Genomic DNA, 25167 nt, shown 5'->3' on the forward strand with positions numbered 1-25167 from the left:
CAACCCTGCCCCAAACACCACCGCCTCAAACACCGCACCGGATGGACCCCCACCCCGGCCGGCAAAAACCACCCGCCCGGGTGGACCTCCCCCTCGCAACGGCACTACCCCGGCGAACACCAGGACTGGGAACCACCCCGCTGGCCCCACCACCTCCCGATCACCGACACCGGCACGGACCCGGACCCCTTCCCCGACTGGTCCTCCTTCACGGCCGCACACCCCTGGCCCGACCCCGACCCCGACGACATGGACGACCCAGGCGAGCCGGACTGGCCAGCGACCCTGAACGACCCCTTCCCCGAATGCGACGCGTTCCAAAGCGCCCGGTCCCGCTAGCAGCCCGACAACGCCGGCCGGGGCCGTGCCTGCCGGTACAGGTACCTGCCGTGCTCTGCGAAACCGGCGCCCTCGTACAGGGCCTGGGCGCCGGTATTCGAGGCCATCACCAGGAGCCAGAACCCGGCCACGCCTTGGCGGCTTCCCGCTTCCAGAAGCGTGTCGAGCACCCGTCGCCCGAAGCCTTGCCGACGGTGTCCGGCCGCGGTTGCCATGCAGTAGATGCCTCCCTTGCCGTCCACAAGGGCGAGGCGCCCGACGGCGGCCGGGGCGCCGTCGTGGCCCCTGACGAGGGCATAGACCGCGGGGCACGACACGAGGATCTTGCGCGCAATCTCCAGCTCGGCGTCTCCCCCGCGACCGTCCACCGACCACCAGAGCCGGAGCCACTCTTCGGAAGGCTCTTCGGAGATCTCGATGTCGTTCGGCCACCCGTCGCGCGGGGCACCGGAAAGAGTGCCGGCCGGGCGGACCATGATGAGGGTCTCCGACTGCCGGGTGAATCGCTGCGCATCAAGCACCGCGTTGAGCCCTGCGCTCCGTTCGTCGTCGAAAACCTGGACGATCAGCGGCAGGCGTCGGGACCGGTACCACTGCGTGGCGGCTCGTAGTGCCGACTCGTCGTCACGCGCCTGTTCCCGCGGCCACACCGAGTTTGCCCGCTGGGTGACACCATCGGCGGCCCGCATGACCCATCCCCCGGTGTCCTCACGGTCCGGGGCGGGCCACGCCCGGTCCATCAGCTCCTCAATCAATGAAAGGCTCATTTCCTGCGCCACGCGTCCTCCTCAAAATCAGTCGCCCATGCGACGCCGAAGGCCCCCGCAATTGCGGAGGCCTTCGGCTACTACTAAGGTTTCAAGCTACTCTGACTTGGCTGCCTGCGCTTTGGCCTCAGGCTTGAAGTCGACGCCGGCTTCCTTGCGCTGCTGCGCCGTGATGGGCGCAGGAGCAGCGGTCAGGGGGTCATAGCCGCCGCCCGACTTCGGGAAAGCGATGACGTCGCGGATCGAGTCCACGCCGGCCAGCAAGGCCACCACGCGGTCCCAACCGAAGGCCATGCCGCCGTGGGGAGGTGCGCCGTACTTGAATCCCTCAAGGAGGAAGCCGAATTTGGTCTGCGCGTCTTCCTTGTCCAGGCCCATGAGTTCGAAAACGCGCTCCTGGACATCGGCCTCGTGGATACGGATGGATCCGCCGCCGATTTCGTTGCCGTTGCACACGATGTCGTAGGCGTAGGACAGGGCCGATTCCGGGTCCTTGTCAAAGGAGTCCAGGAACTCCGGCTTCGGGGAGGTGAAGGCGTGGTGCAGGGCCGTCCACTGTCCGCCACCCACCGCGACGTCACCTGAGGCGACCGCTGCGGCTGCGGGTTCGAACATCGGCGCGTCCACGATCCAGACGAAAGCCCAGTCCTTGGGATCGATCAGGCCGGTGCGGTGGCCGATCTCGACGCGGGCGGCGCCCAGCAGTGCGCGGGACGGAGATTTCTCGCCGGCGGCGAAGAAGATGCAGTCGCCGGGTTTGGCGCCCACCGCGTCGGCCAGGCCGGCACGCTCGGTGTCCGTGAGGTTCTTGGCAACGGGACCCGTGAGCTCGCCGTCTTCCTTGAACAGCACGTAGGCGAGGCCCTTGGCGCCACGCTGCTTGGCCCACTCCTGCCAGGCGTCCAGGGCGCGGCGGGCCTGCGAGGCTCCGCCGGGCATGACGACGGCGCCTACGTAGGGCGCCTTGAAGACGCCGAAGTTCGTGTCCTTGAAGAACTCCGTCAATTCAGTGAGCTCCAGGCCGAAGCGCAGGTCCGGCTTGTCGGAACCGTACTTGGCCATGGCCTCGTGGTACGTCATGCGGCGGATCGGCGTCGGGATTTCGACGTCGATCAGCTGCCACAGCGCCTTGACGATGCCTTCGCCGAGCGCAATGACGTCGTCCTGGTCAACGAAGCTGGCTTCGATGTCGAGCTGGGTGAATTCCGGCTGGCGGTCCGCACGGAAGTCTTCGTCGCGGTAGCAACGGGCGATCTGGTAGTACTTTTCGAAACCGCCGACCTGGAGCAGCTGCTTGAAAAGCTGCGGCGACTGCGGAAGCGCGTACCAGGAACCCGGGGCCAAACGCGCCGGAACAACAAAGTCCCGGGCGCCTTCCGGCGTCGAGCGCGTCAGCGTGGGAGTCTCGATCTCGACGTAACCCTGCTGGTGAAGCAATTCGCGGGCCACGCGGTTCGCCTCGGAACGCAGGCGCAGGTTCCGGGCGGGGCCGGGACGGCGCAAATCAAGGTAGCGGTGCTTGAGGCGCGCTTCCTCGCCGACCTCCACGTGCTCGTCGATCTGGAACGGCAAGGGATCCGAGGTGTTGAGGATCACGACTTTCTCGGCAATGACCTCGATCTCACCGGTGGCGAGGTGCGGGTTTTCGTTGCCTTCGGGACGCTTGCTTACGGTGCCTACGATCTGCAGCACGTATTCATTGCGCAGGCCGTGGAAGACCTCTTCCTCGCGGACAACCACCTGGGCGACACCGGACGCGTCACGCAGATCGACGAAGGCTACGCCACCGTGATCTCGCCGGCGGGCTACCCAGCCTGCCAGGGTGACGGTCTGTCCAATGTGCTCGGAACGCAAGGATCCGAGGTCATGTGTGCGCAGCACAGCATTCCTTTCAACATGATTTTCAGCGGATCATGGCTATAAACGATCCCGTTCGAGTTTACCCGCAAGCTTGAAGCGTGGCCGCCACGAGGCGGCGGTCCGTGCCTAGCGCGTGGTGATGCGGACGTGGAGATCCTCCGGTGACGGCTCCCAGCTCGCCGGATCCGCGTCGACTTGTTCCCCTGTGCGGATGTCCTTCACCTGGTGCTTGCCGTCGTCGTCCGTGAACCAGACGAACGGGATGCCTCGGCGGTCAGCGAACTTGATCTGCTTGCCGAACTTCTCGGCCTTCGCCGCAACCTCGGTTGCGATCCCCCGTCCGCGCAGCTGGGCCGCTACGTCCTGGGCGGCGGACCAACTCTCGTCGTTGTTCAGGGCCACTAGCACTGCCGTGGGCACCGAGCGGGACGCCGTCGCGAATTCCTGGCTCAGGATGCGGGAGACGAGGCGGGTCACGCCGATCGACAGCCCGACGCCGGGGAACTTGCGGTTGCCCTTGCTGGCGAGGGCGTCGTACCGGCCTCCGGAACAGATGGAGCCGAGTTGCTCGTGCCCTACCAGGACAGTTTCGACGACGGTGCCAGTGTAGTAGTCGAGGCCGCGGGCGATGCTGAGGTCGGCAACAACCTTGCCAGGGGCACGCTGCACGGCAGCCTCGATGACTTGTTCGAGCTCACTGAGGCCTTCTTCAAGAAGCTCGTCCGAGACACCGAGGGCGCGCACCTGCGCCACGAAGGACGTGTCCTCGGCGCGGATGGCTGCGAGCTTCAAGGCAAGTGCCGCCTGCTCATCCGTGGCGCCAAGCTCGGTCCTGAGCAATTCGGCAACTTTCGCTTCGCCGACCTTCTCAAGCTTGTCGATGCTGCGAAGCACGCCTGCAGTGTCCGTGAGGCCGATGCCGCGGTAGAAGCCCTCGGCCAGCTTGCGGTTGTTGATCCGCAGGCGGAAGTCCGGGATGGGAAGGGCGCTGAGCGCTTCCGCAATGACGAGGGCAATCTCGACGTCGTACCGGAAAGGCAGCTCGCCGTCGCCCACGACGTCGATGTCAGCCTGGGTGAATTCGCGGGCGCGGCCTTCCTGGGGACGCTCCCCCCGCCACACCTTCTGGATCTGGTAGCGACGGAACGGGAAGGCCAAGTAGCCGGCGTTCTCGACGACGTAGCGGGCAAACGGCACTGTGAGGTCGAAGTGGAGGGCCAAGGCGTTGGGATCAGCCTTGTCCGACTTTCCGTTTTCGCTGCCGGAGGCGTCCTCGTCTTCCTGCAGGCGGCTCAGACCGTACACTTCTTTGTCGATCTCGCCCTTGCGCAGGAGTTGGCCGACAGTTTCCACAGCGCGGGTCTCGATCGAAGAGAAGCCATGGAGTTCGAACGTCTTGCGCAAAGTGTCCAGCACATGCAGTTCCACCAACCGCTCCTGGGGAAGCCACTCGGGGAATCCGGACAGGGAGGCGGTACGGGCCATGGTGGAAATTTCTCCTCAATGATTGCGCGGGCCGGACCCGGGGCCACGAACCACGGGCCGATTGGGCTCAGGTTAGGCGGGTGTCCAGCCAGTCATGCATAAACTATGTGCGGCAGCCAGTTTATGCTTTCGGATGCCTGCACATCTAATGCAGGCATCCGGGTTTGGCTTGCTTGCGATGGAAGCTTGTCCAGACAACCAGGAGGACCCTTGTCTACAAGGCCGCGGGACAACCGTGAAGCCAAACGGCGCATCAGGCAGATGGAAGCCAAGCGCGAGCTTCGGCGTGCACAGGGCAAGCGCCGCCGCCGGGACAATGTGATCGCCGTCAGTGTGGGCGCCGCCGCCCTGGTTGCCGCCGTCGTGCTCCAACTTACGGTGTTCAACTCGAACCCGAGCGAATCGGAGTTCGCAGCGGCGCAGGCCGGGCTGAGTTCGCCGTCGGCCTCTGCGAAACCATCCGCTTCCCCCGCGGCGACAGGCTCGAACAGTGCCGGCATTCCCAGCGCCTCCACAGCCGCAGGTAAGACGTTCACCGGCCAGCTCAGCCTCAACGGAGGGGCAATCGGCGTCGAACTCGATGGCACAACAGCTCCCCAGGCCGCGGCCGTGTTCAAATCCCTCACTGACGCGAGCTATTACAGCGGGCTCAAATGCCCCCGACTGACCACCGCCGACAACTTCTCGGTGCTGCAGTGCGGAGCCAAGGGGACGGACACCACCGATGACCCCAACTTCCATTGGGGACCGCTGGAGAACACCCCGGCCAACAACACGTACCAGGCCGGAACCATCGCCGTCGCGAGGACCGGCAACAACGCCTACGGCAACGGCCACCAATTCTTCATCGTGTACAAGGACACGGTCATCCCCCCGGATTCTGCGGGCGGGTACACGATCGTCGGCAAGGTGACGAGCGGCATGGATGTCGTGACGAAGATTGCCCAGGCAGGTATTAATCCGGGTAGCAGCGCCACCGACGGCTCCCCTGTGGCAGCTGTCACGATAGACTCGTTTTCTCTGAAGTAAGTAGCCCGGGCCACGGTCCACGGCGCATTACCTTAGTAATCCCTCCAAGCGAAAGACTTTTAGCGGTGACAGACAGTCAGAAATCCGACGAAACTGCAGTAGTGGCCAACGACGAAGAAATCCAGGCTTCCGCAGCTGGGCAAAGCGGCGTCGAGGCAGCTGCCCCGGCAGAGCCGGCTGTCCCGGTTGCCGGCGAGGCTGGGCCCGCCGCTGCCACTGAAGAGCCGGCTGCCCCGGTAGCCGACGCGGAAGAGCCCGCACCGGTAGCCGACGCGGCCGAGCCCGCACCCAAGCCTGCTTCTCCGGCGCCACGCCCGGCCTCCCCGCATGCACCTTCTCCCGCTGCATTCGCTGCCCGCCCGAAGGCCGCGGCCAGCGTGATTCCAGCCGCGCCGGCAGCCCAGCCTACGGCTGTGTCCCTGGCTGAAGCTGCCAAGTGGGGGCGAGCCGAGGGTGACGGCCACGTCTTCCTGACCATCGACGGCGAAGAGCAGCCGGTGGGACAGTACCCCGGCGTGAGCACCGACGAGGCGCTGGCATACTTCGCCCGGAAGTACGACGACGTGGTCGCGCAGATCGTTCTGATGGAACACCGCGTGGAGTCAAAGGCCCCGGCCACGGACATGCAGAAGACGGTCGAGCACTTGCGCGAGCAGCTGGCCGAGCGAAACATGGTCGGCGATATCCGCGCTGCGGAAGCCCGTCTCGACGCCTTGGCCGGGCAGATTTCCGAATTGGAGAAGTCCGAGAAGGCCGCGCACGACGCTGCCCGCTCCGCGGAGCTCGCGGCTCGCGAGGCGATCGTTGCCGAAGCCGAATCCATCGCTTCCCAGGATCCGTCCCAGGTCCAGTGGAAGACGTCCAGCGCCCGCATGAACGAACTCTTCGAGAGCTGGAAGACAGCCCAGAAGAACGGCATCCGGCTTGGACGGAGCAACGAGGACGCACTGTGGAAGCGGTTCCGCTCGGCCCGTACGATCTTCGACCGCCACCGCCGTGCCTACTTCTCCCAGTTGGACAGCACCAACTCGGCCGCGAAGGTCGCCAAGGAACAGCTGATAGTCGAGGCCGAAGCCCTGTCCAGTTCCACGGACTGGGGTTTCGCGGCGGGCGAATACCGCCGGCTCATGGATCAGTGGAAGGCTACGCCCCGCGCCAGCCGCAAGGACGATGACGCCCTCTGGCTCCGGTTCCGGGCTGCGCAGGACGTCTTCTTCAGCAACCGCCAGGCTGCCAACGATGAGATCGACCAGCAGTACACACAGAACCTTGCCGTCAAGGAAGCTCTCATTGCCGAGGCCCAGGCCCTGCTGCCGATCACGGACCTCAACGCTGCCAAGAAGGCCCTGCAGTCGATCCGTGACCGCTGGGAAGAAGCCGGAAAGGTCCCCCGCGCCGACATGGGCAGGATCGAAGCCGGCCTGCGCAAGGTTGAGGACACGGTCCGCGAAGCCGAAGAGGACAAGTGGCGCCGGAGCAACCCGGAGACCAAGGCCCGCACCAACAGCGCCCTGTCGCAGCTGGAGGCGGCAATCGCCGGCTTGAGGGAAGACCTGGAAAAGGCCGAAAAGGCCGGAGACCAGCGCCGCATCAAGAATGCCCGCGAGGCCCTGGAAGCCCGCGAGGCGTGGCTTGACCAGATCCAGCGCTCGGCGAGTGATCTCGCCTAGCAGCAGGGGCTGACAGTACTACCCGAGCTGACAGGCTGCGTCCCGGTTATCCACATAACCGGGACGGGGCCTGTTCCCGTTGCGACGGCCACGCAATGATTGCTGAATGGCCCCAGGATTCCCGCCCCCGCAACAACAGGACTTCCCTTCCCAGGAGCTGTACGCGCCTAGCCCGATGTTCACATGGGCCGAGCTTCAATCGATGGCGGCGGACGGGGTGCTCACGCCGCTCTACGAGCGGAGCTTCACTCCTCCCGGGCTGGACGTCACGCCTCGGCTCCGCGCCCGCGCGGCCGCCCTGGTGGTTCCGGATCGCATTCGCAGGAAGGTCATTGCGGGCCGCATGACGGCGGCCTGGATCTACGGTTGCGCAGATCCCCCCGAGAGGCTTTCGCTCCTGGTGGACGCCAAACACCGTATATCGAGCCTGCGTTCGGCCCGAGGCTGCATTCTGCACGAAGTCCGGCTGGGCCAATTGGACGTGGTCAGCATCGGCGGGCTGCTCGTGACCAGTCCGCTCCGGACCGCCGTGGATGTGGCGCTTCACGTCGAAGCCGACAGGGCCGTGCCCGCGCTGCGAATGATGCTGTCCCACGCTGAGTTGGGTGTCCGGCTACGGCTCTTGACACTCGCGGTGGAGGCGTCCGCGAGGGTGCCCCACAAGAAGGCAGCTTTGCGCAAGCTCGCCGCGCTGGCTCTGACCGCCGACCCGCCGCAGGCCGATGCAGTCCCGCCTGGGGCGGCCGCCTGAGGTGCCGCAGCTCAGCTTCTCCTGCGGTTCCCCGTGGTCCGGTAGACATCGAAAACGCCGTCGATCCTGCGAACGGCACTGAGCACGTGGTGCAGGTACTTCGGATCGCCCATTTCGAAAGCGAAGCGGGAGATGGCAACCCGGTCGCTGGAGGTGTGGACGGAAGCAGCCAGGATGTTGACGTGGTTTTCCGACAGCACCCGGGTGACGTCCGAGAGCAAGGACTTCCGGTCCAGGGCTTCCACCTGGATCTCCACCAGGAAGACGCTGGATTGGGTCGGAGCCCATTCGACTTCGACGATCCGATCTGGCTGGTCACGGAGATCCGAGACGTTCGTACAGTCCGTGCGGTGTACCGACACGCCCGAACCCCGTGTCACGAACCCGAGGATCGGATCAGGCGGAACAGGCGTGCAGCAGCGGGCCAGCTTCACCCAGACGTCCCCTACACCGCGCACGATGACGCCGGAGTCCGAGTACCGGGTCTTCTGGAGTTGCGAGGGAATACTGACTTCGTCCAGGTCCTCATCGGGAGTCTCATGGCCGCCAAGGTGCTCCATGAGCTTTTCCATGACGGATTGGGCCGAAGTATGCCCATCGCCCACCCCGGCATACAGGCCGGAGATGTCGACGTAGTGGAATTCCTCCGCCACCGTGGACAGGGCGTCGTGTGTCATGAGGCGTTGCAGGGGCAGGTTCTGCTTGCGCATGGCCCGGGTCAGTTGGTCCTTGCCGCGCTCGATGGCCTCCTCGCGGCGTTCCTTGCTGAACCACTGCCGGATCTTGTTGCGGGCCCTGGCGCTCTTGACGAAATGCTGCCAGTCCTGGCTCGGTCCTGCACCTTCGGCCTTGGAGGTGAAGATCTCCACCCAGTCGCCGTGGTTGAGCTCGCTGTTAAGCGGGACCAGCTTGCCGTTGACGCGGGCTCCGATGGTCCGGTGACCGACTTCGGTGTGGACCGCGTAGGCGAAGTCCACGGGCGTCGATCCTGCGGGAAGGGCCATGACCTCGCCCTTGGGGGTGAAGACGAACACCTCCCGGGCATTGATCTCAAAACGCAGCGAGTCCAGGAATTCGCCCGGATCCGACGTTTCCTGCTGCCAGTCCACCAGCGAACGCAGCCAGCCCATGTCGCCGTCCTTGGGGCTCCCCGGGCCAACGGCGGTCCGGTTGGGCTGGTCCTTGTACTTCCAGTGCGCCGCCACGCCATACTCGGCCCGGCGGTGCATTTCGTGCGTACGGATCTGGATCTCGACGGGCTTGCCCCCGGGCCCGATGACCGTGGTGTGCAAGGACTGGTACATGTTGAATTTCGGCATGGCGATGTAGTCCTTGAACCGCCCCGGCAAGGGGTTCCAGCGCGAATGCAAGGTGCCAAGAGCCGCGTAACAGTCCCGGACGGAGTCCACGAGGACCCGCACGCCCATGAGGTCGTTGATGTCGTCGAAGTCCTTGTCCCGGACGATCATCTTCTGGTAGATCGAGTAGTAATGCTTGGGCCGGCCCGTGATGGTGGCCTTGATGCGGGCGACCCGGAGGTCCTCGGCAATCTGGTTGCGGATGACGCTCAGGCTCTTCTCGCGCTCCGGAGTGCGGTCCCCCACCATCCGGACGATTTCTTCATACACCTTCGGGTACAGGGCGGCGAAGGAGAGATCCTCAAGTTCCCATTTGATGGTGTTCATGCCGAGGCGGTGGGCCAGCGGCGCAAAGATCTCGAGCGTTTCGCGCGCTTTGCGTGCGGATGATTCAGCGGAAACAAAGCGCCACGTCCGGGCATTGTGCAGCCGGTCCGCGAGCTTGATCATCAGCACCCGGATGTCCTTGGCCATGGCGACGACCATCTTGCGGACAGTCTCGGACTGTGCCGCTTCACCGAACTGGACCTTGTCCAGCTTGGTGACACCGTCCACGAGCATGGCGACTTCCGGGCCGAAATCGCGCGTCAGGTCAGCGAGGGTGTAGGGAGTGTCCTCCACAGTGTCGTGCAGGAGCGCAGCAGCCAGGGTTGTGCCGGTGAGCCCCAATTCAGCCAGGATCGTGGCCACAGCCACGGGGTGCGTGATGTACGGATCGCCGCTCTTCCGCTTCTGTCCCTGGTGGCTGCGCTCGGCGACGGAGAAGGCCCGCTGGATGAGCTCGAGGTCTTCCTTGGGGTTGTTTGCCCTGACAGTACGCAGGAGCGGTTCGAGGATGGGCGAATAGGTGCTCGTGCCCCGTCCAGTCAATTTCGCCAGCCTGGAGCGTGTGCGCTCGCGCCGTCCGGGGAACGTCGGGCGCACGCCCGGGCTGTCCACGGGCACACCATCCACGGTGCTTCCCGTAGCTGCAGTTGCGGTGCCGGGCACGCGGCTCAGACCGTCCTCTCCGCCCGCCGGCGGCGCCGACGTCGTACGTTCCTCCACAAAAGCACCTCTCACGACTGACTTAATTCTCCCAGTCTATTCCCGCCGGTGACCTGTCCAAGAACCGGTAACCAGATGACGGAGCAAGGAACGGAAAGGGCCGGCCAGCGCTCTTCAGCGCTGACCGGCCCTGCACTGGGAAACCAGGCTAAACGGCGGCGGCTTCCGAGCTCGCGCTGGCCGCTGCCGCGCGTCGGGTAGCTACCTTCTTGGCCTGCTTCTGCAAATCGGGTTCGCTCTGGCGCAGCCAGGCGTAAAGCGGAGCCGCGATGAAAATCGTGGCCGCGGTACCGATCAGGATGCCGACAAACAATGCCAGTGACAGGTCCCGGAGCGTGCCGGCGCCCAGCAGTCCGGCACCAATGAAGAGAATCGCGGCGACCGGCAATACTGCCACCATCATGGTGTTGATGGAACGCACCAGGGTTTGGTTGACGGCAAGGTTGACCTCTTCGGCGAAAGTGCGCCGGCTGGAAGTGGTGATGTCCGAGGTGTTTTCACGGATCTTGTCGAAAACCACCACGGTGTCGTACAGGGAATAGCTGAGAACCGTCAGGAAGCCGATGATGGCCGAGGGTGTCACCTCGAAGTCGCTCAAGGAGTAGATACCGGCCGTGCAGAACATCGTGACGAGCATGCCGGCAAGCGCGGAAACCGACATCTTCCAGGTGCGGAAGTACAAAGCCATCAAAAGAGCAGCCAGCCCCACGAACACCGCGAGCCCGATCAGGGCCTGCTTGGTGACATCCTGCCCCCAGGTGGGGCCGATGAAGGTCGAGGTGACTTGGTTTTCGGTGACTCCGTAGGCCTTCGCGAGATCCGTTTTGATCTTGATGGTCTGGTCATCGCTGAGTTTGTCGGTCTGGATACGCATGGTGCTGCCGGCGACGTTCGCAACGCGCGGAACTGCACCGGGAACGACGTCGTGGACTGCCTTTTCGCCCGGGGCCGACTCGGTGGTCTTCACGTTGGACACCGTGAACTCGGAACCGCCACGGAAGTCGATTCCGAGGTTGTAGCCGCCCTTCACCACCGGCAGGAGGATGGAGATCGCCACCGCGACTGCGGCGATGATGAACCAGATCTTCTTGCTGGATACGAAGTTGTAAGAGCGCTTGCCCGTATAGAGCTCGTTGCCGAACCTTGCGAAGCTCGTGGTCATTACTTCTCCTCCTTGGTGCCGTTGGAAGAACCAGCCAGCTGGGCTTGCTTCTCGGCAAGCCGGCGCTCGGCGATGGTCATACGGCGCTCGGCCTCCGCGGCAGCACCGGTGTTGCGGGCGCGCACGACGGCGGGCTTCTCGGTCGGCGTGCGGAGCCTGCCGGCACCGCGGTACAGCGGCACGGCGCCCAGGCGCTCAGGGTCCAGGCCGGAGAAGCGGTGGCCTTCCCCGAAGAACTTGGTCCGGGCCAGCATCTGCAGCGTGGGGTGCGTGAACATGAATACGACCATGAGGTCTGCCAGTGCAGTGAGGCCAAGAGTGAAGGCGAAGCCGCGGACGTTGCCAACAGCGACGAAGTACAACACCACGGCAGCGAGCAGGTTGACGGCCTTGGATGCAAGGACCGTGCGCTTGGCGCGCTTCCACCCGTTCGCGACGGCGGACACGAGGCCCTTGCCCTCACGAAGTTCGTCACGGATACGCTCGAAGTACACGATGAAGGAGTCGGCGGTTTGGCCAATGGCCACGATGAGGCCAGCCACGCCGGCCAGGGACAGCCGGTAGTTCTCAGTCCAGCCAAGGATCGCGATGGCCAAGTAGGTGAGTCCGCCGGCCACCACGAGGGAGAGGATCGTGACGAAGCCCAAGGCCCGGTACTGGAAGAGCGAATAGACCACCACGAGCAGGAGCCCGATTACACCGGCCAGCAGGCCGAGGCGCAGCTGCTCGCCACCGAGGGTGGCGGAAATCTGTTCTTCGGACTGGATATCGAAGCTGATGGGCAAAGCGCCGTAACGAAGCTGGTCCGACAAGGCCTGCGCGGACGCCTGCGTGAAGTTGCCGGTGATCTGCGGCTTGCCATCGGTGATGACGGCAAGGGCGCGAGGTGCGGAAATGACCTGGTCATCCAGGACGATAGCGAACTGGGCTTTGGGGTCGTTGCCGCCCTGCGCCTGCGATGCCACGTAGAACTGGTTGAGCCTCTGGGTAACGTCCTTGAAGGTCTTGGTGGCGTTGGCATCGAAGGTGATCGTCACGCCCCACGCATTGGTGACCGAGCCCTGTGCGCCCTGGACGGGATCAAAGGAGGAGGACACGATGTCCTGGCCCTTCACCTCGACCGGGCCAAGGATGTACTTTACTGCAGGAGTTTTGGCCGTTGCCGGCTCGCAGGTCACCAGCGGCTTGGCGGGATCTGACCGCGGCTGCTTGTCCTGGGAGGGATGGACGCAGTCCAGGGCTTCGAAGGCCTTGTAGACATCCGCTGTCACCCAGTTGCTGTCGCTGGCGTTGGTCGGCGCGGCCGTGGGCTTGGGCAGGCTTGCGTCCGGGGTCCGCGAGGCTACCGGAACGGGCGCAGGGTCTCCGGTGGTGATCACCGGGCGGAAGTTCATGTCGGCAGATGCCTGGATGAGGGCACGGGTTTCCGAACTTGGCGTCCCGGGGAGGCTTACCACGACGTTACGGCCGGACTGTGTGGTGATTTCCGCTTCGGCGACGCCGGAGCTGTCAACACGTTGGCGGATAATCGCGACGGCCTGGTTCAACTGTTCTTCGTTGATGCCGGTGGATCCTTCGACCTTGGGCGCGAGAATCATTTGCGTGCCGCCCTCGAGGTCAAGCGCGAGCTTCGGGGCCCAGCTGGCGTGACCAGTGATGACGCCGCCACCGAGGACTGCTGTTAGTACAGCGAATATTGCGACAAGCCAGATCAGCACCCTGCGGGCTGCATTTTTGTGGCCGGTTCGTGCCATGTTCGATCTTCCTGTTGATGACGGAACAGCCGCCGACGTGCACTGGTAAGCGCAGGCCGGCGGCGATTCATTGCCGTAGAACTATTCCCGCTTGTAGAGCGGGTACGGGCTAGTTGTCCTTCTTGCCTTCATCGTTGAGGCGCTTGAGGGTTTCCTCCGGGGTCTCCAGGGACGCCGGTGCATCGGCATCTGCGGCCGTCAGCGACGACGCGTCGTCCGGAACGTCAACCGCGGCCTCCTCGACGGGCTCGACAATCTTGGTGACGGCCTGGCGGTGCACCGTGGCGAGGTTGCCCGGAGACAGTTCAAGGACAACTTTGTTCTCCGCGTCGTCCATCGAGACGATTCGGCCGAACAGTCCGAAACTGGTCATGACGTCAACGCCGGGGGCGAACTGGGACTGCAGCTTGGCCTGCTGTTGTTGCGTCTTCTTGTTGCGGCGGAACATCATGAAGATGAAGACGCCGAGCATGGCGAACAGCAGGATTGTCATTGGATCCACAGGGAAGTTCCGTTCTTTACTTACGTTTTTGGTTTCACGGCCATGTCTGCCCGGTGGATCCGGCGGCCGTGGAGCTTTCGCCCACCTGGCCGCACAATGCTCCGACGGGCGGGCACAGAACCAAGGACTCGAACGTGCCGAGTGTCATACCAGTCTAGAGGGTTAAGCTGAATGGATTGTGCTAACGGCCGGTGTCGATGCTTTCTGCCCCGTTTTGGCTGTCCTCGAACAACGCCAGCGGGTCCTGCCCGAACACTCCTGCCGGCACCGCGTAACCAAGGTGGGTCCACGCGGACGCCATGGCAATCCTGCCGCGCGGCGTGCGCCCCAAGAGGCCCTCGCGCACGAGATATGGCTCAGCCACCGTCTCAACGGTCTCCGGCTCCTCGCCGACGGCGATCGCGAGGGTGGAGAGCCCCACAGGGCCCCCGTTGAACTTGAGGATCAAAGCCTCCAAGACGGCACGGTCTAGGCGGTCCAAGCCACGTTCGTCCACCTCATACATGTCCAACGCCGCGGAGGCGGCACGGGCATCGATCTGCTCGATGCCGTGGACCAATGCCCAGTCCCGGACACGGCGCAGCAGCCGGTTGGCAATACGCGGAGTTCCTCGGGAACGGCCTGCGATCTCGCTGAAGCCGGCCGAGTTCACCTTCAAATCAAGCAGTCCGGCCGAGCGACGCAGAACCAGCTCAAGCTCGGCCACGGAATAGAACTCCAAGTGCCCGGTGAAACCGAAGCGGTCACGCAGCGGTCCAGGCAGGAGTCCGGCCCGCGTGGTGGCACCCACGAGGGTGAAAGGCGGCAGCTCAAGCGGAATGGCAGTTGCCCCGGCACCCTTGCCCACCACGATGTCCACCCGGAAATCTTCCATGGCCATGTACAGCATTTCCTCTGCGGGCCGGGACATCCGGTGGATTTCGTCGAGGAAGAGCACTTCGCCCTCGGAGAGCGAGGAGAGGATGGCAGCGAGGTCTCCGGCGTGCTGGATCGCCGGCCCGCTGCTGATGCGCAAGGGAGCGTTCATCTCAGCGGCGATGATCATGGAGAGCGTGGTCTTCCCCAACCCTGGAGGGCCGGAAAGCAGGACGTGGTCCGCGCTGCGGCCGCGCATCCTCGAGGCTTCCAGTACGAGCGAGAGCTGCTTGCGGACACGGTGCTGGCCAACGAAGTCGTGCAGGTTCTTCGGGCGCAGTGCGGCCTCGATGATGCGCTCTTCGGGTTCCTCTCCCCCGGTTACGAGGGACTGGTCAGCCACGGCTGCCTACCCGGTTTCCCGCGCGGGCGCCGTCCTGCCCAAGCCAGCGAAGGGTTGCACGCAGGATCTGTGCGACGTTGCCGGCGTCGGCAAGTTCCGGGGAATCGGCCATCGCCTTGTCGATGCTGCCGGCGGCGTCCTTCTCCGACCATCCGAGGCTTGTCATTGCGGCGACCACTTGCGGCTTCCAGACGGACTCGGCGGCCACGGCTGGGGCGGTCCCCGGCGCGGTGCCATGGGGAATGAGTTTGCCCGCAAGCTCCAGGACGATCCTGCCGGCCACCTTCGGACCGATGCCGGGGACCTTGGTGAAGGACTTGGCGTCACCGGAATGGGCGGCCACCCGGATCGCTTCAGGCTCATGGACGGCCAGGACTGCGAGGGCCAGCCGCGGCCCCACCCCGCTCACGCTGAGCAGGACATCGAAAACTTCCCGTTCGTCGTCGTTCGAGAAACCGAAAAGCGTCAGGGAGTCCTCCCTGACGATCAACGAGGTGAACAGCTTCGCTTCCTCGCCGACGTGCAGGTGGCTGAGGGTTTGGGGCGTGGCGTAGACGCTCATTCCGGCACCGTTGAGATCGATGACGGCCGTGGAGAGACTGACGTGTGCCACGGTTCCGCGGAGAAAACTGATCAAGACCCGGCTCCTGAAGTACTGCCCCGTGCATGCTGCGATTGCATCCAACACGCGGGGGATATCCGAACATATCTACGAATACCCTAGCAAGGGTCATGGACAATTACCGGGCGCGGCGCGCTTTCGCTTCGGCTTCAGCCCACGCTCGCTGGGCGGGGGTCAATGCGCTGCTCCCTGGTCCGGTAGTAGCAACTGCGGCACCGCTGCCGGCCCGCCACGCGTGGGTGACTGCGAGGGCCAAAGCGTCCGCGGCGTCGGCCGGGCGCGGCGGGGCGTCCAGACGCAGGATCTTGGTGATGAGTTTTGTCACCGCTTCCTTGTTGGAGGTGCCGCTTCCCGTGACGGCAGCTTTGACTTCCGACGGCGTGTGGAGCGCCACCGGGATGCCGCGCCGCGCAGCAGCCGCGATGACTACGCCGGACGCCTGGGCGACGCCCATGACGGTACTGACGTTCAGCTGGGAGAACACCCGTTCGACCGCGAGAACGTCGGGTTTGTACAGGTCCAGCCATTCATCGATGGCTTTGGCGATGACCAGCAAGCGCTGGTCCAATGATTGTTCCGGCGAGGTTCCCACGACGCAGACCGCAACCATCGTGGCGCGGCGGTTCCGTTCGACGTCGACCACTCCGATGCCGCAACGGGTGAGGCCCGGATCGACTCCCAATACGCGAAGAGTCAAGTCCGGGCCTCCCTGGTTGTTATGAAGCTGTGTTGCAAGAGGGCGCTACTCGGCTTCGAGCGCAGCCTGGACTTCCTCGCTCATGTCCGCGTTAGTGTACACGTTCTGGACGTCGTCGAGATCCTCGAGGGCATCGACGAGCTTCATGAACTTCTTCGCACCGTCGAGGTCCAGCGGCACCTGCATTGAAGGGACGAATTCGGCTTCGTCCGTCTCGTACTCGATGCCGGCTTCCTTGAGGGCTTCGCGGATGGCCGGGAGGTCGGTGGGCTCCGAGTGGATTTCCCAGTTCTCGCCGCTGTCCTTGACTTCCTCGGCTCCGGCGTCGAGCACGGCCATCAGGATGTCGTCTTCGCTGAGCCCGTTCTTGGGGAGGTTGACGACTCCCTTGCGGGTGAACAGGTAGCTCACGGAGCCCGGATCGGCAATGGTGCCGCCGTTGCGGGAGATAGCCAGCCGGACCTCGGAGGCTGCCCGGTTCTTGTTATCCGTGAGGCATTCGATCAGGAGGGCGGAACCCTGCGGGCCCCGGGCTTCGTACATGATCTCCGTGTAGTCGACCACTTCGCCGGTAAGGCCGGCTCCGCGCTTGATGGCGCGGTCGATGTTGTCAGCGGGGACCGATGTCTTCTTGGCTTTCGTGACAGCCAGTTCCAGGCTGGGGTTGCCGGCAAGGTCCGGTCCGCCCATGCGGGCCGCGACTTCGATGTTCTTGATCAGTTTGGCGAACGACTTGGCGCGGCGGCTATCGAGGATGGCCTTCTTGTGCTTGGTCGTCGCCCATTTGGAGTGGCCTGACATGCTTTAAACTTCCCCTCTGATCATTCGAATAAACAATTCATGCACGCGCTTCTCCCCAGTCACTTCCGGGTGGAAGGAGGTGGCCAGCAACCGACCTGAGCGCACTGCAACAATTCTAGCCAACCCGTGCAAAGTGTCCGTGTGGGTGGCTTTTCCCGGTTCCACCTGGGCAAGGATCTCGACGCCGGGACCAACGCGTTCCACCCACGGTCCGCGGATGAAGACGGCGTGGACGGGGTCGACGCCGGACTCACCTGCGCTGAACTCGAGGCCTTTGAAGTCAAGGTCGGTTTCGAAAGACTCGCGCTGCCGGCCGAAGGCGTTGCGGCGGACCGTGATGTCCAATCCACCGAAGGTCTGCTGGGGATTTCCGGCGAGGTCCGTGGCGGGATCGGCGATGTCGTCCGCCAGCAGGATCATGCCGGCGCAGGATCCATAGACCGGCAGGCCTGACGCGATCTGCTTGCGGATGGGATCGGCGAGTTCAAAGATGCGCGCCAGCTTGTCGATGGTGGTCGACTCACCGCCGGGGATGATGAGGCCGTCTATGTCGTCGAGTTCCGCCGGACGCCGGATGCCGACGCCGGTGGCACCGGCCGCTTCGACGGCGTGGATGTGCTCACGAAAATCGCCTTGTAGTGCGAGGACGCCGATGCGCAGGCCCGAGCCCACGCTTGATGACGCCTCGGAAGGGGGATTGGTCATTCGACCATCATAATGCGCTGCCACTGCCGGGATCTCCCCCGCCAACCCGAGGCAGGCCTACGGCACGTGGTTTATGCACCAACTGGGATATATTACAGAGCATGTTTTCGTTCACCGTTCCACTCGGCAAGCTGGTCCGTGCTGTGTCCCGGCTGCGCGGCGGGGGTTCGGCGTTGCCTGGCCTCGTGGTCGAGAAGATCGACCCCGGCTTCATGCAGAGGACGCTGTCCTCGCTCCCCCACGGCGTGGCAGTGGTGAGCGGAACCAATGGCAAGACGACCACCACGAAAATGGTGGTGGAGCTCCTGGAAAGCCAGGGCCTGAAGGTCTTCACCAACCGGACGGGCAGCAACTTCACCCGTGGAGTCGCAGCTGCTCTCCTGGGTGAGGTGGACTGGCGCGGAAAGTTGGACGCCGACGTCGCGGTATTGGAGCTCGACGAAGCACATGCCGTGCATTTCGTGAACAAGGTGCCGCCGCGCTACTGCCTCCTCCTCAATGTCCTGCGGGACCAACTGGACCGCTTCGGCGAAATCGACGCCACCGCGATGCTTCTCCAGCGCATCGCCGAGCGCACCACCGGCACCGTGGTCCTGAACCGCGAAGACCCTCGGGTAGCCCGTATTGCCGAAGCCGTCAGCGGCCCCGAGGTGCTGTACTTCGGATTGGACGAATCGCTCCGGAGCACCTTCCCGAACGACGACGACATGCGGTCCGCGGCTCAGGGAACCACACCCCGCGGCGACGTTCCCGACTCCCCGGCGGCCGACGTCGTACTCCGCCGGGTCGGTGCCGACGACGCCGACTTCGAGTTCAACGGAACCAGCGTGTCGACGCACATGAAACTCCGCGGCGTCTACAACATCTTCAATGCCGCCGCCGCGTTGGTGCTCGCCAGGAGCATCACCGGTGCAAGCGGAAGGCCCGGCGACGCTGCCAAGCTGGTCAAGGCGCTCTCCGAGGTCGCTCCGGCATTTGGCCGCGGCGAGAGCCTGACGGTGGATGGCCAGCCCCTTGAGTTGGTGCTGGTGAAGAACCCGAGCGGTTTCCGCCTTGGCCTGAAGTCCTTCCCGGCCAAGGGCTACGCGTCCATGATCGCCATCAACGACAACTATGCCGACGGCCGTGACATGTCGTGGCTCTGGGACGTTGACTTCGAATCCTTGCGCGAGGACGGCGTCGAGGTCCTTAGCGGCGTCCGCGCCTACGACATGGCCCTGCGCCTCCAGTACGACGAGGTCCGCTTCGGCTCAGTGGACACGGACATCCCCGCCGCGCTGGCTGAATTCATCCGCGGGTCGGCGGGCAAGCCGAAACGCGTGTTCTGCACGTACACAGCGATGTTGGCCATCCGGCGCGAACTCTCCAAAATCACCACAGTAGAGGTGGTCTCATGACCCCGGCCGAAGACGCCGCCGTTCACGCGAGCAAGGGAACGGTCCGGGTCCTCCAGCTGTATCCGCGTGACATGAACATCTACGGCGACTGGGGCAACGCGCTCGTCCTCCGGCAGCGCTTGCGCTGGCACGGTTACACGCCTGAGCTCCTTGAGTACAACGTGGGCGACGACTTCCCCGAAGATGTGGATCTCATTGTGGGCGGCGGTGGCCAGGACAGCGGGCAGCTAGTCATCCAGGACGATCTCCAGGCACGCGCCGGGCAACTGCGTGAGATGGCCGAGGACGGAACCCCCATGCTGGTTATCTGCGGGCTCTACCAGCTCTTCGGGAAGTTCTTCAAGACCAAGGGCGGCCCCATCATCCCCGGCATCGGCATCCTGGATGTGGAGACGGTCGGCACCGATGAACGCCTCATCGGAAACGTCACGCTCACCTCACCGGAGTTCGGCGAAATCATGGGCTACGAAAACCACAGCGGGCAGACCTCCCTCGGTCCCGGCGTCGAGCCCCTCGGCACCGTCTCCAAGGGTGCCGGGAACAACAGCAAAGACAACCATGAAGGCGCCAGGCACCGGAATGTGGTTGCCAGCTACCTGCACGGTTCCTTGCTTCCCAAGAACCCTGCCATCGCCGATTTCCTGATCCGGACCGCCGTCGAACGCAAGTACGGCACTTTCGTGCCCGGAACGCCCGACGACGGCTTCGCCCGCCTCGCGCGCGAACACGCGGCGCGGCGGCCGCGCTAACACCGCACTGACACCGAGCTGACATAAGGAAAAGCGTTGTGGGCGGGCGCCCTGCATGAAAGGGTTGCTTCATGACGAACCCTCTGTTGGAGCCGAGCACCCTTCCCTTCGGATTGCCTCCCTTCGCAACGATCCAGGACAGCCACTACGCCGAAGCAGTCGATGCCGGCCTCGCTGGGCACCTGGCCGAGATCCAATCCATCGTGGACAATCCGGAGCCTGCATCCTTCGAAAACACGGCGGATGCCATGGAACGCTCCGGCCGCCTGCTGGAGCGGGCGGCGGCAGCTTTCTTCACACTGGTTTCCGCCGATGCCTCCGAGGCCATCCGCGAACTCGAAACCGAGCTGTCTCCCCGTTTCGCGAGCCACCAGGACGCGGTGTACCTCAACCGCGGACTGTACGAGCGATTCGCAGCCATAGACACCTCGGGGCTTGACGAAGAATCCATCCGGCTGGTGCAGGAGTATCTCCGCGAATTCCGGCAGTCCGGGATCCAGCTTGATCAAGATGACCAGGAAAAGCTCAAGAGCCTCAATGCAGAGCTCTCCCGATTGGGAACTGAGTACGGGCAACGCGTCAAGGAAGCCATGAAGGCCGCTGCACTTCTGGTCGATGACGCCACGGAACTTGCCGGCCTGCCAGCGGACGACATCGCCAGCGCTGCCGAGGCAGCACGCACTGCCGGACACGAGGGGAAATACCTCCTGACCCTCATCCAGCCGAGCAACCAGCCCGCATTGGCTTCTTTGCAGAACCGCGAGCTCCGGCGCCGCCTCTATGAGGCGTCCATCGCTCGGGGCAGCGACGGCGGCAGCCTGGACGTGCTCGAACTGGCGAAGGCGATGGCGCGTTTGAGGGCCGAGAAGGCGGCCCTTCTAGGGTTCGGTAACTACGCCGAACTGGTCATCGACCGCCAGACCGCACTCGATTTCGCGGCCGTTCAGGCGATGCTCAACCGGCTCGCTCCCGCCGCCATCCGCAACGCGGACGCCGAAGCGGCTGCCCTGGCGCAGAGCGCAGGGCACCCGCTGGAAGCGTGGGACTGGGCGTACTACTCCTCGAAAGTCCGGCGGGAACGGTACGAGGTGGACGAGCAGCTGCTACGGCCCTATTTCGAATTGGACCGGGTGCTGGTGGACGGCGTGTTCTTCGCAGCCACGAGCCTCTTCGGCATTACTTTCCACGAGCGGCTAGACCTCAAGGGGTACCACCGCGACGTCCGCGTCTGGGAAGTGCGAAACGAGGACGGCTCCGAGCTGGGCCTTTTCCTGGGCGACTACTACGCGCGTGACTCCAAGCGCGGCGGCGCCTGGATGAACTCGCTCGTCGAACAATCAGCCCTGCTGGGTACCAAGCCAGTGGTGATCAACAACCTGAACATCTCCAAGCCGCCAGCCGGAGAACCGACCCTTCTCACCCTGGACGAGGTCCGGACCGCATTCCACGAGTTCGGCCATGCATTGCACGGGCTCTTCTCCAACGTCACGTATCCACGGTTTTCCGGAACTTCGGTCCCCCGGGACTTCGTGGAGTATCCGTCACAGGTCAACGAGATGTGGATCATGTGGCCCGGGATAATCGGCAACTACGCGCGGCACCACGCCACTGGCGAACCGCTCCCCCACGACATCGTTGAACGCCTCAACGAGTCCAAGCTCTGGGGCGAAGGTTTCGCGACCACGGAGTACCTCGGCGCCGCCCTTTTGGACCTGGCCTGGCACGTGCTGGAGGCAGACGGCGTTCCCCAGGATGCCCAGGACTTCGAAGCCAAGGCATTGGCTGCGGCCGGCGTGGCGCATTCCCTCATACCGCCCCGGTATCGCACGGGGTACTTCCAGCACATCTTCGCCGGGGACTTCTACGCAGCCGGGTATTACTCGTACATCTGGAGTGAAGTGCTGGACGCGGAAACGGTGGACTGGTTCACGGAAAGTGGCGGGCTTCTGCGCGGCAACGGCGAACGATTCCGCTCGGAACTGCTCTCCCGTGGCAACAGCCGGGATCCGTTGGAATCCTTCCGCGCACTCCGGGGACGCGATGCCTCCCTGGATCCGCTCCTCAAACGCCGCGGACTCGAGTAGCAGAGCTGGCCCCACCCAACTGACTGGCAGTAGGTGTCGTTATGGAGTCTCATAACGACAGCAACTGCGAGTTACTTGGGTTAACGCACGACGCCGGCCGGTCACCGTGGAAGGTGACCGGCCGGCGTCGTGATTAGCGCCAGCGTGCGGCGATGGACGGTGTGATCCGGCAGCGCGAGCCGATGGACGGTGTGATCCGGCAGCGTGCGTAAAAGGGCCCCCGCCCCGAGTCGCGGCAAAGCCGCGGCAGCGGATCGCGGGGAATAGCACGCCGAGGATCAGCGCCGTACGGCGCGCCAATCAAGCGCGCCGAGGATCAGCGCCGTACGGCGCGCTCTCCCGTACGGCGAGACTTACCAGCCGCGTTCGGCGAGGCGGTGGGGTTCGGGGATTTCCTCGACGTTGATGCCCACCATGGCTTCGCCCAGGCCGCGGGAGACCTTGGCGATGACGTCGGGGTCATCGAAGAACGTGGTGGCCTTGACCACGGCGGCGGCACGCTGGGCCGGGTTGCCGGACTTGAAGATGCCCGAACCGACGAACACGCCGTCCGCACCGAGCTGCATCATCATGGCAGCGTCGGCCGGGGTGGCGATGCCGCCGGCGGTGAACAGCACGACGGGGAGCTTGCCGGTTGCGGCGATTTCCTTGACGAGCTCGTACGGGGCCTGCAGTTCCTTGGCCGCGACGTACAGTTCGTCCTCGGGCAGGGTGGAGAGCCGCAGGATCTCGGCACGGATCTGGCGCATGTGGGTGGTCGCGTTGGAAACGTCGCCGGTGCCGGCCTCGCCCTTGGAGCGGATCATCGCTGCGCCCTCGTTGATGCGACGCAGCGCCTCGCCGAGGTTGGTGGCACCGCAGACGAAGGGAACCGTGAAGTTCCACTTGTCGATGTGGTGGGTGTAGTCGGCCGGGGTCAGGACCTCGGACTCGTCGATGTAGTCCACGCCCAGGGACTGCAGGACCTGCGCCTCGACGAAGTGGCCGATGCGGGCCTTGGCCATCACGGGGATGGACACGGCGGCGATGATCTGGTCGATCATGTCCGGGTCCGACATGCGGGACACGCCGCCCTGGGCGCGGATGTCGGCGGGAACCCGCTCGAGCGCCATGACGGCCACGGCACCGGCATCTTCGGCGATGCGGGCCTGCTCGACGTTGACGACGTCCATGATGACGCCGCCCTTGAGCATCTCGGCCATGCCGCGCTTGACGCGGCTGCTGCCCGTAACGCTGGCTGCGGACGAACCGGCTTCGTTGCTTACATCAGGTGTAGACACAAAAACCCCTATGGGTAGATAGAAGACCTTGGCCGGGGCGCAGGCGGACAGGGGCCACACACAGCGCACACCGGATTTCCAGGTCACATTGACCAAGTACCTTCAATACTAGTCCCCTGCGCTGGACCCGTCGTACTTGATTACCAGCTTCGGCCACGCAGTTCCGCCGGCACCGGTGGACGCCGCAGACCGCCTGATATGGGCCCGGCGTGTCGTGATACTTCAGGTACCAATTACCGGCATCACATTCGTCGCCGGGGTGAAGGCACGGGAATTCGTCGGCGATTCTGAGTGCGTCAGCGGGTACCATCGCCGAGGCGATCCGGGTTCATTGGGACCTCAACACCTGATTTTTGAGACCTGTTTTCCTTGTTTCGCTTTTCACGGCGTCGATTGGCAGCGCAGGGGCCCTTAAATGTCAGACCCCCGTGACAGGGTTTATTCATGGAAGGCATCGGTCAACTCGTGGCACGTCGGGCAGTAGTCGCGCCCGAGCTCGGGAATCCGGCGTTGGGACGTCTGTCCCGCCGCCTGAAGCCCGTTCCTGCCTGGCATGCCGGGCAGGAAAGCCCGGCATCCGTGCCGCCGCGGGCCGCGACGTCCCCGGCAACAGCCCTTGATCAGACGCTGGCGGCGATGGATGCGCTGCGCACTGCGGCCGTCTCCGAGGCCCGCGCGTTCGGTTTCCGTGATGCCGCCGATTTCGCCGGCACGGTCGAGGAGATCTCCCGCACGGTCGAGTTTTTGCAGCTCGTCGCGGCCGGGGCTGTGGAGCGGACCCGGAGCGAAGCCCAGGCGGCACGGCAGTCATCCCCGGCGCCGGGGTGGCGGACCGGCTGGACGGAGTCCACGGCCGCGGGAACTGAAGCCGATGCGGCGGCCGCGGGAACTGAAGCCGATACGGCAGCCGCGGCCGGCCCGGAAGGCTCTGCCGGCCTCACGGCAGCAGCCTGCGTTGCGGAGGGGGCTGACGCGGTCGATGACGGGTACCGGAACGCGGCCGAATTCCTGCGCGCCAGGCTGCGGATCGGCATCGGCGAAGCCAGGCGCCGGCTCGCACTGGCCGCCGTCGTGCTCCCGCAGACCGGGATCGCCGGGCAGGACCTCCCCGCCCGCCACGGGGTGCTCGCCGCGGCCCTGTCCTCGGCAGCCGTCCCGTCCCGCTCGGCCACCGTGATCAGTACGGCCCTGGACCAGGTACGGCACCTCGCCGACGCCGAAACCACCCGGCAGATGGAACACTCCCTGACCAGCACCGCGGCCCAAAGGGACCCCGATTTCGTCTCCCGGATGGCCGGACGCTGGGTCGATGCCATCGACCAGGACGGAACCGAACCCGGCGAGGACGAACTACGCCACCGCCAGGGAGCGTTCATCCGCAAACCCCGCCGCGGCCTGCACCACCTGGAAATCTTCGCCACGGCCGAACAATTCGAAACCCTCGCCACCGCCATGAACACCGCCGCCAACCCGCGCCTCCAGCCCGGCACCGCCGGCACCGAGGGCACCGGCACCGGCACCGAGCTGGACCGCCGCTCCCGGGCCCAGAAACTCCTGGACGGACTCACCGGCGCCTGTGCCGTGGCCCTGGCCACCGGCGAGCTGCCCGCGAACGGCGGCCTCCGGCCCCAGGTGATGGTGACCATCGACTACCAAGACCTCCTCGGGCGCCTCGGGCGCGTCGACCGCGGGCGCGTCGACCGCGGGCGCGTCGACGGCGAAACGCCCGCCGGCCCGCGCCTCAGCAGCGGCGCGTCCACGTTCCAGGGCCCGATCCACCCCTCGGTCATCCGCAAGATCGCCTGCGACGCGGACATCATCCCCGTCCTGCTCGGCAGCGAGGGCCGCGT

Annotated in this window: 20 protein-coding genes and 1 pseudogene; 8 read left to right on the plus strand and 13 right to left on the minus strand. The window is 64.9% G+C overall.

The features are described 5' to 3' along the window. Positions 1-339, plus strand: a pseudogene (locus AB0323_RS23030) (hypothetical protein); the annotation flags it as partial. Here AB0323_RS23030 and AB0323_RS23035 read toward each other — a convergent pair. From AB0323_RS23035 to hisS, 3 genes are all read right to left on the minus strand, one after another. Continuing rightward, positions 336-1106: a GNAT family N-acetyltransferase gene (locus AB0323_RS23035; protein ID WP_366179399.1), complete on the minus strand. Its 771-nt coding sequence runs from the start codon at positions 1104-1106 to the stop codon at positions 336-338. The pseudogene AB0323_RS23030 and the gene AB0323_RS23035 overlap by 4 nt on opposite strands. A gap of 96 nt (positions 1107-1202) precedes the next feature. Then, on the minus strand, positions 1203-2987 hold the full coding sequence (aspS, locus tag AB0323_RS23040; RefSeq protein ID WP_364540973.1) for an aspartate--tRNA ligase: 1785 nt from the start codon (positions 2985-2987) through the stop codon (positions 1203-1205). Between the two features lie 105 nt (positions 2988-3092). Then, positions 3093-4451, minus strand: a complete 1359-nt coding sequence (gene hisS, locus AB0323_RS23045; protein ID WP_366179400.1) for a histidine--tRNA ligase — start codon at positions 4449-4451, stop codon at positions 3093-3095. A gap of 210 nt (positions 4452-4661) precedes the next feature. Between hisS and AB0323_RS23050 the strand changes: the two genes are divergently transcribed. The 3 genes from AB0323_RS23050 to AB0323_RS23060 all read left to right on the plus strand — a co-directional run bounded on the left by AB0323_RS23050 (position 4662) and on the right by AB0323_RS23060 (position 7901). Next, positions 4662-5480 carry a peptidylprolyl isomerase gene (locus AB0323_RS23050; RefSeq protein ID WP_366179401.1) on the plus strand — a complete coding sequence of 273 codons (819 nt, stop codon included), beginning with the start codon at positions 4662-4664 and terminating at the stop codon, positions 5478-5480. A 65-nt stretch (positions 5481-5545) separates the two neighbouring features. Beyond that, the gene (locus tag AB0323_RS23055; protein ID WP_366179402.1) at positions 5546-7150 is read left to right on the plus strand and encodes a DUF349 domain-containing protein; all 1605 of its coding nucleotides are present in this window, start codon (positions 5546-5548) and stop codon (positions 7148-7150) included. A gap of 106 nt (positions 7151-7256) precedes the next feature. Further along, positions 7257-7901, plus strand: coding sequence for a hypothetical protein (locus AB0323_RS23060; RefSeq protein WP_366179403.1), 645 nt, complete (start codon positions 7257-7259; stop codon positions 7899-7901). 11 nt (positions 7902-7912) lie between these two features. Here AB0323_RS23060 and AB0323_RS23065 read toward each other — a convergent pair whose 3' ends face one another. The 9 genes from AB0323_RS23065 to pdxT all read right to left on the minus strand — a co-directional run bounded on the left by AB0323_RS23065 (position 7913) and on the right by pdxT (position 17807). Then, on the minus strand, positions 7913-10306 hold the full coding sequence (locus AB0323_RS23065) for a bifunctional (p)ppGpp synthetase/guanosine-3',5'-bis(diphosphate) 3'-pyrophosphohydrolase (protein WP_364540959.1): 2394 nt from the start codon (positions 10304-10306) through the stop codon (positions 7913-7915). 148 nt (positions 10307-10454) lie between these two features. Further along, complete coding sequence (gene secF, locus AB0323_RS23070) at positions 10455-11468, minus strand: protein translocase subunit SecF (RefSeq protein WP_366179404.1); 1014 nt, start codon at positions 11466-11468, stop codon at positions 10455-10457. Beyond that, positions 11468-13222: a protein translocase subunit SecD gene (gene secD / locus AB0323_RS23075; protein ID WP_366179405.1), complete on the minus strand. Its 1755-nt coding sequence runs from the start codon at positions 13220-13222 to the stop codon at positions 11468-11470. The genes secF and secD overlap by 1 nt, the downstream gene beginning before the upstream one ends. Positions 13223-13331: 109 nt before the next feature. Further along, positions 13332-13715 carry a preprotein translocase subunit YajC gene (yajC, locus tag AB0323_RS23080; RefSeq protein WP_366179412.1) on the minus strand — a complete coding sequence of 128 codons (384 nt, stop codon included), beginning with the start codon at positions 13713-13715 and terminating at the stop codon, positions 13332-13334. Positions 13716-13905: 190 nt separating this feature from the next. Continuing rightward, complete coding sequence (ruvB, locus tag AB0323_RS23085) at positions 13906-14982, minus strand: Holliday junction branch migration DNA helicase RuvB (protein ID WP_366179406.1); 1077 nt, start codon at positions 14980-14982, stop codon at positions 13906-13908. Continuing rightward, the gene (ruvA, locus tag AB0323_RS23090; protein WP_366179407.1) at positions 14975-15619 is read right to left on the minus strand and encodes a Holliday junction branch migration protein RuvA; all 645 of its coding nucleotides are present in this window, start codon (positions 15617-15619) and stop codon (positions 14975-14977) included. Before ruvA ends, ruvB begins: the two co-directional genes overlap by 8 nt. Positions 15620-15722: 103 nt before the next feature. Continuing rightward, positions 15723-16301 (minus strand): crossover junction endodeoxyribonuclease RuvC, encoded by a 579-nt coding sequence (gene ruvC / locus AB0323_RS23095; RefSeq protein WP_078108969.1) that lies wholly within the window; start codon positions 16299-16301, stop codon positions 15723-15725. 45 nt (positions 16302-16346) lie between these two features. Then, positions 16347-17102: a YebC/PmpR family DNA-binding transcriptional regulator gene (locus AB0323_RS23100; RefSeq protein ID WP_364540938.1), complete on the minus strand. Its 756-nt coding sequence runs from the start codon at positions 17100-17102 to the stop codon at positions 16347-16349. 3 nt (positions 17103-17105) lie between these two features. After that, on the minus strand, positions 17106-17807 hold the full coding sequence (gene pdxT / locus AB0323_RS23105; protein ID WP_236810687.1) for a pyridoxal 5'-phosphate synthase glutaminase subunit PdxT: 702 nt from the start codon (positions 17805-17807) through the stop codon (positions 17106-17108). A gap of 101 nt (positions 17808-17908) precedes the next feature. Between pdxT and AB0323_RS23110 the strand changes: the two genes are divergently transcribed. The 3 genes from AB0323_RS23110 (at position 17909) to AB0323_RS23120 (ending at position 22037) form a co-directional block, all read left to right on the plus strand. Then, positions 17909-19204: a MurT ligase domain-containing protein gene (locus AB0323_RS23110; RefSeq protein WP_366179408.1), complete on the plus strand. Its 1296-nt coding sequence runs from the start codon at positions 17909-17911 to the stop codon at positions 19202-19204. Continuing rightward, the gene (locus AB0323_RS23115) at positions 19201-19953 is read left to right on the plus strand and encodes a glutamine amidotransferase (protein WP_366179409.1); all 753 of its coding nucleotides are present in this window, start codon (positions 19201-19203) and stop codon (positions 19951-19953) included. Before AB0323_RS23110 ends, AB0323_RS23115 begins: the two co-directional genes overlap by 4 nt. 71 nt (positions 19954-20024) lie before the next feature. Then, complete coding sequence (locus AB0323_RS23120) at positions 20025-22037, plus strand: M3 family metallopeptidase (protein WP_366179410.1); 2013 nt, start codon at positions 20025-20027, stop codon at positions 22035-22037. Positions 22038-22390: 353 nt separating this feature from the next. On the opposite strand, the gene pdxS is transcribed toward AB0323_RS23120, so the two are convergent. Further along, positions 22391-23317: a pyridoxal 5'-phosphate synthase lyase subunit PdxS gene (gene pdxS / locus AB0323_RS23125; RefSeq protein WP_306959754.1), complete on the minus strand. Its 927-nt coding sequence runs from the start codon at positions 23315-23317 to the stop codon at positions 22391-22393. Positions 23318-23761: 444 nt separating this feature from the next. On the opposite strand from pdxS, the gene AB0323_RS23130 reads away from it, so the two are divergent. Beyond that, on the plus strand, positions 23762-25167 hold a 1406-nt coding region (locus tag AB0323_RS23130), incomplete at its 3' end, for a DUF222 domain-containing protein (RefSeq protein ID WP_366179411.1).

Origin of the sequence: Arthrobacter sp. NPDC080031, assembly GCF_040702485.1 — a bacterium.
Classification (GTDB): Bacteria; Actinomycetota; Actinomycetes; order Actinomycetales; family Micrococcaceae; genus Arthrobacter.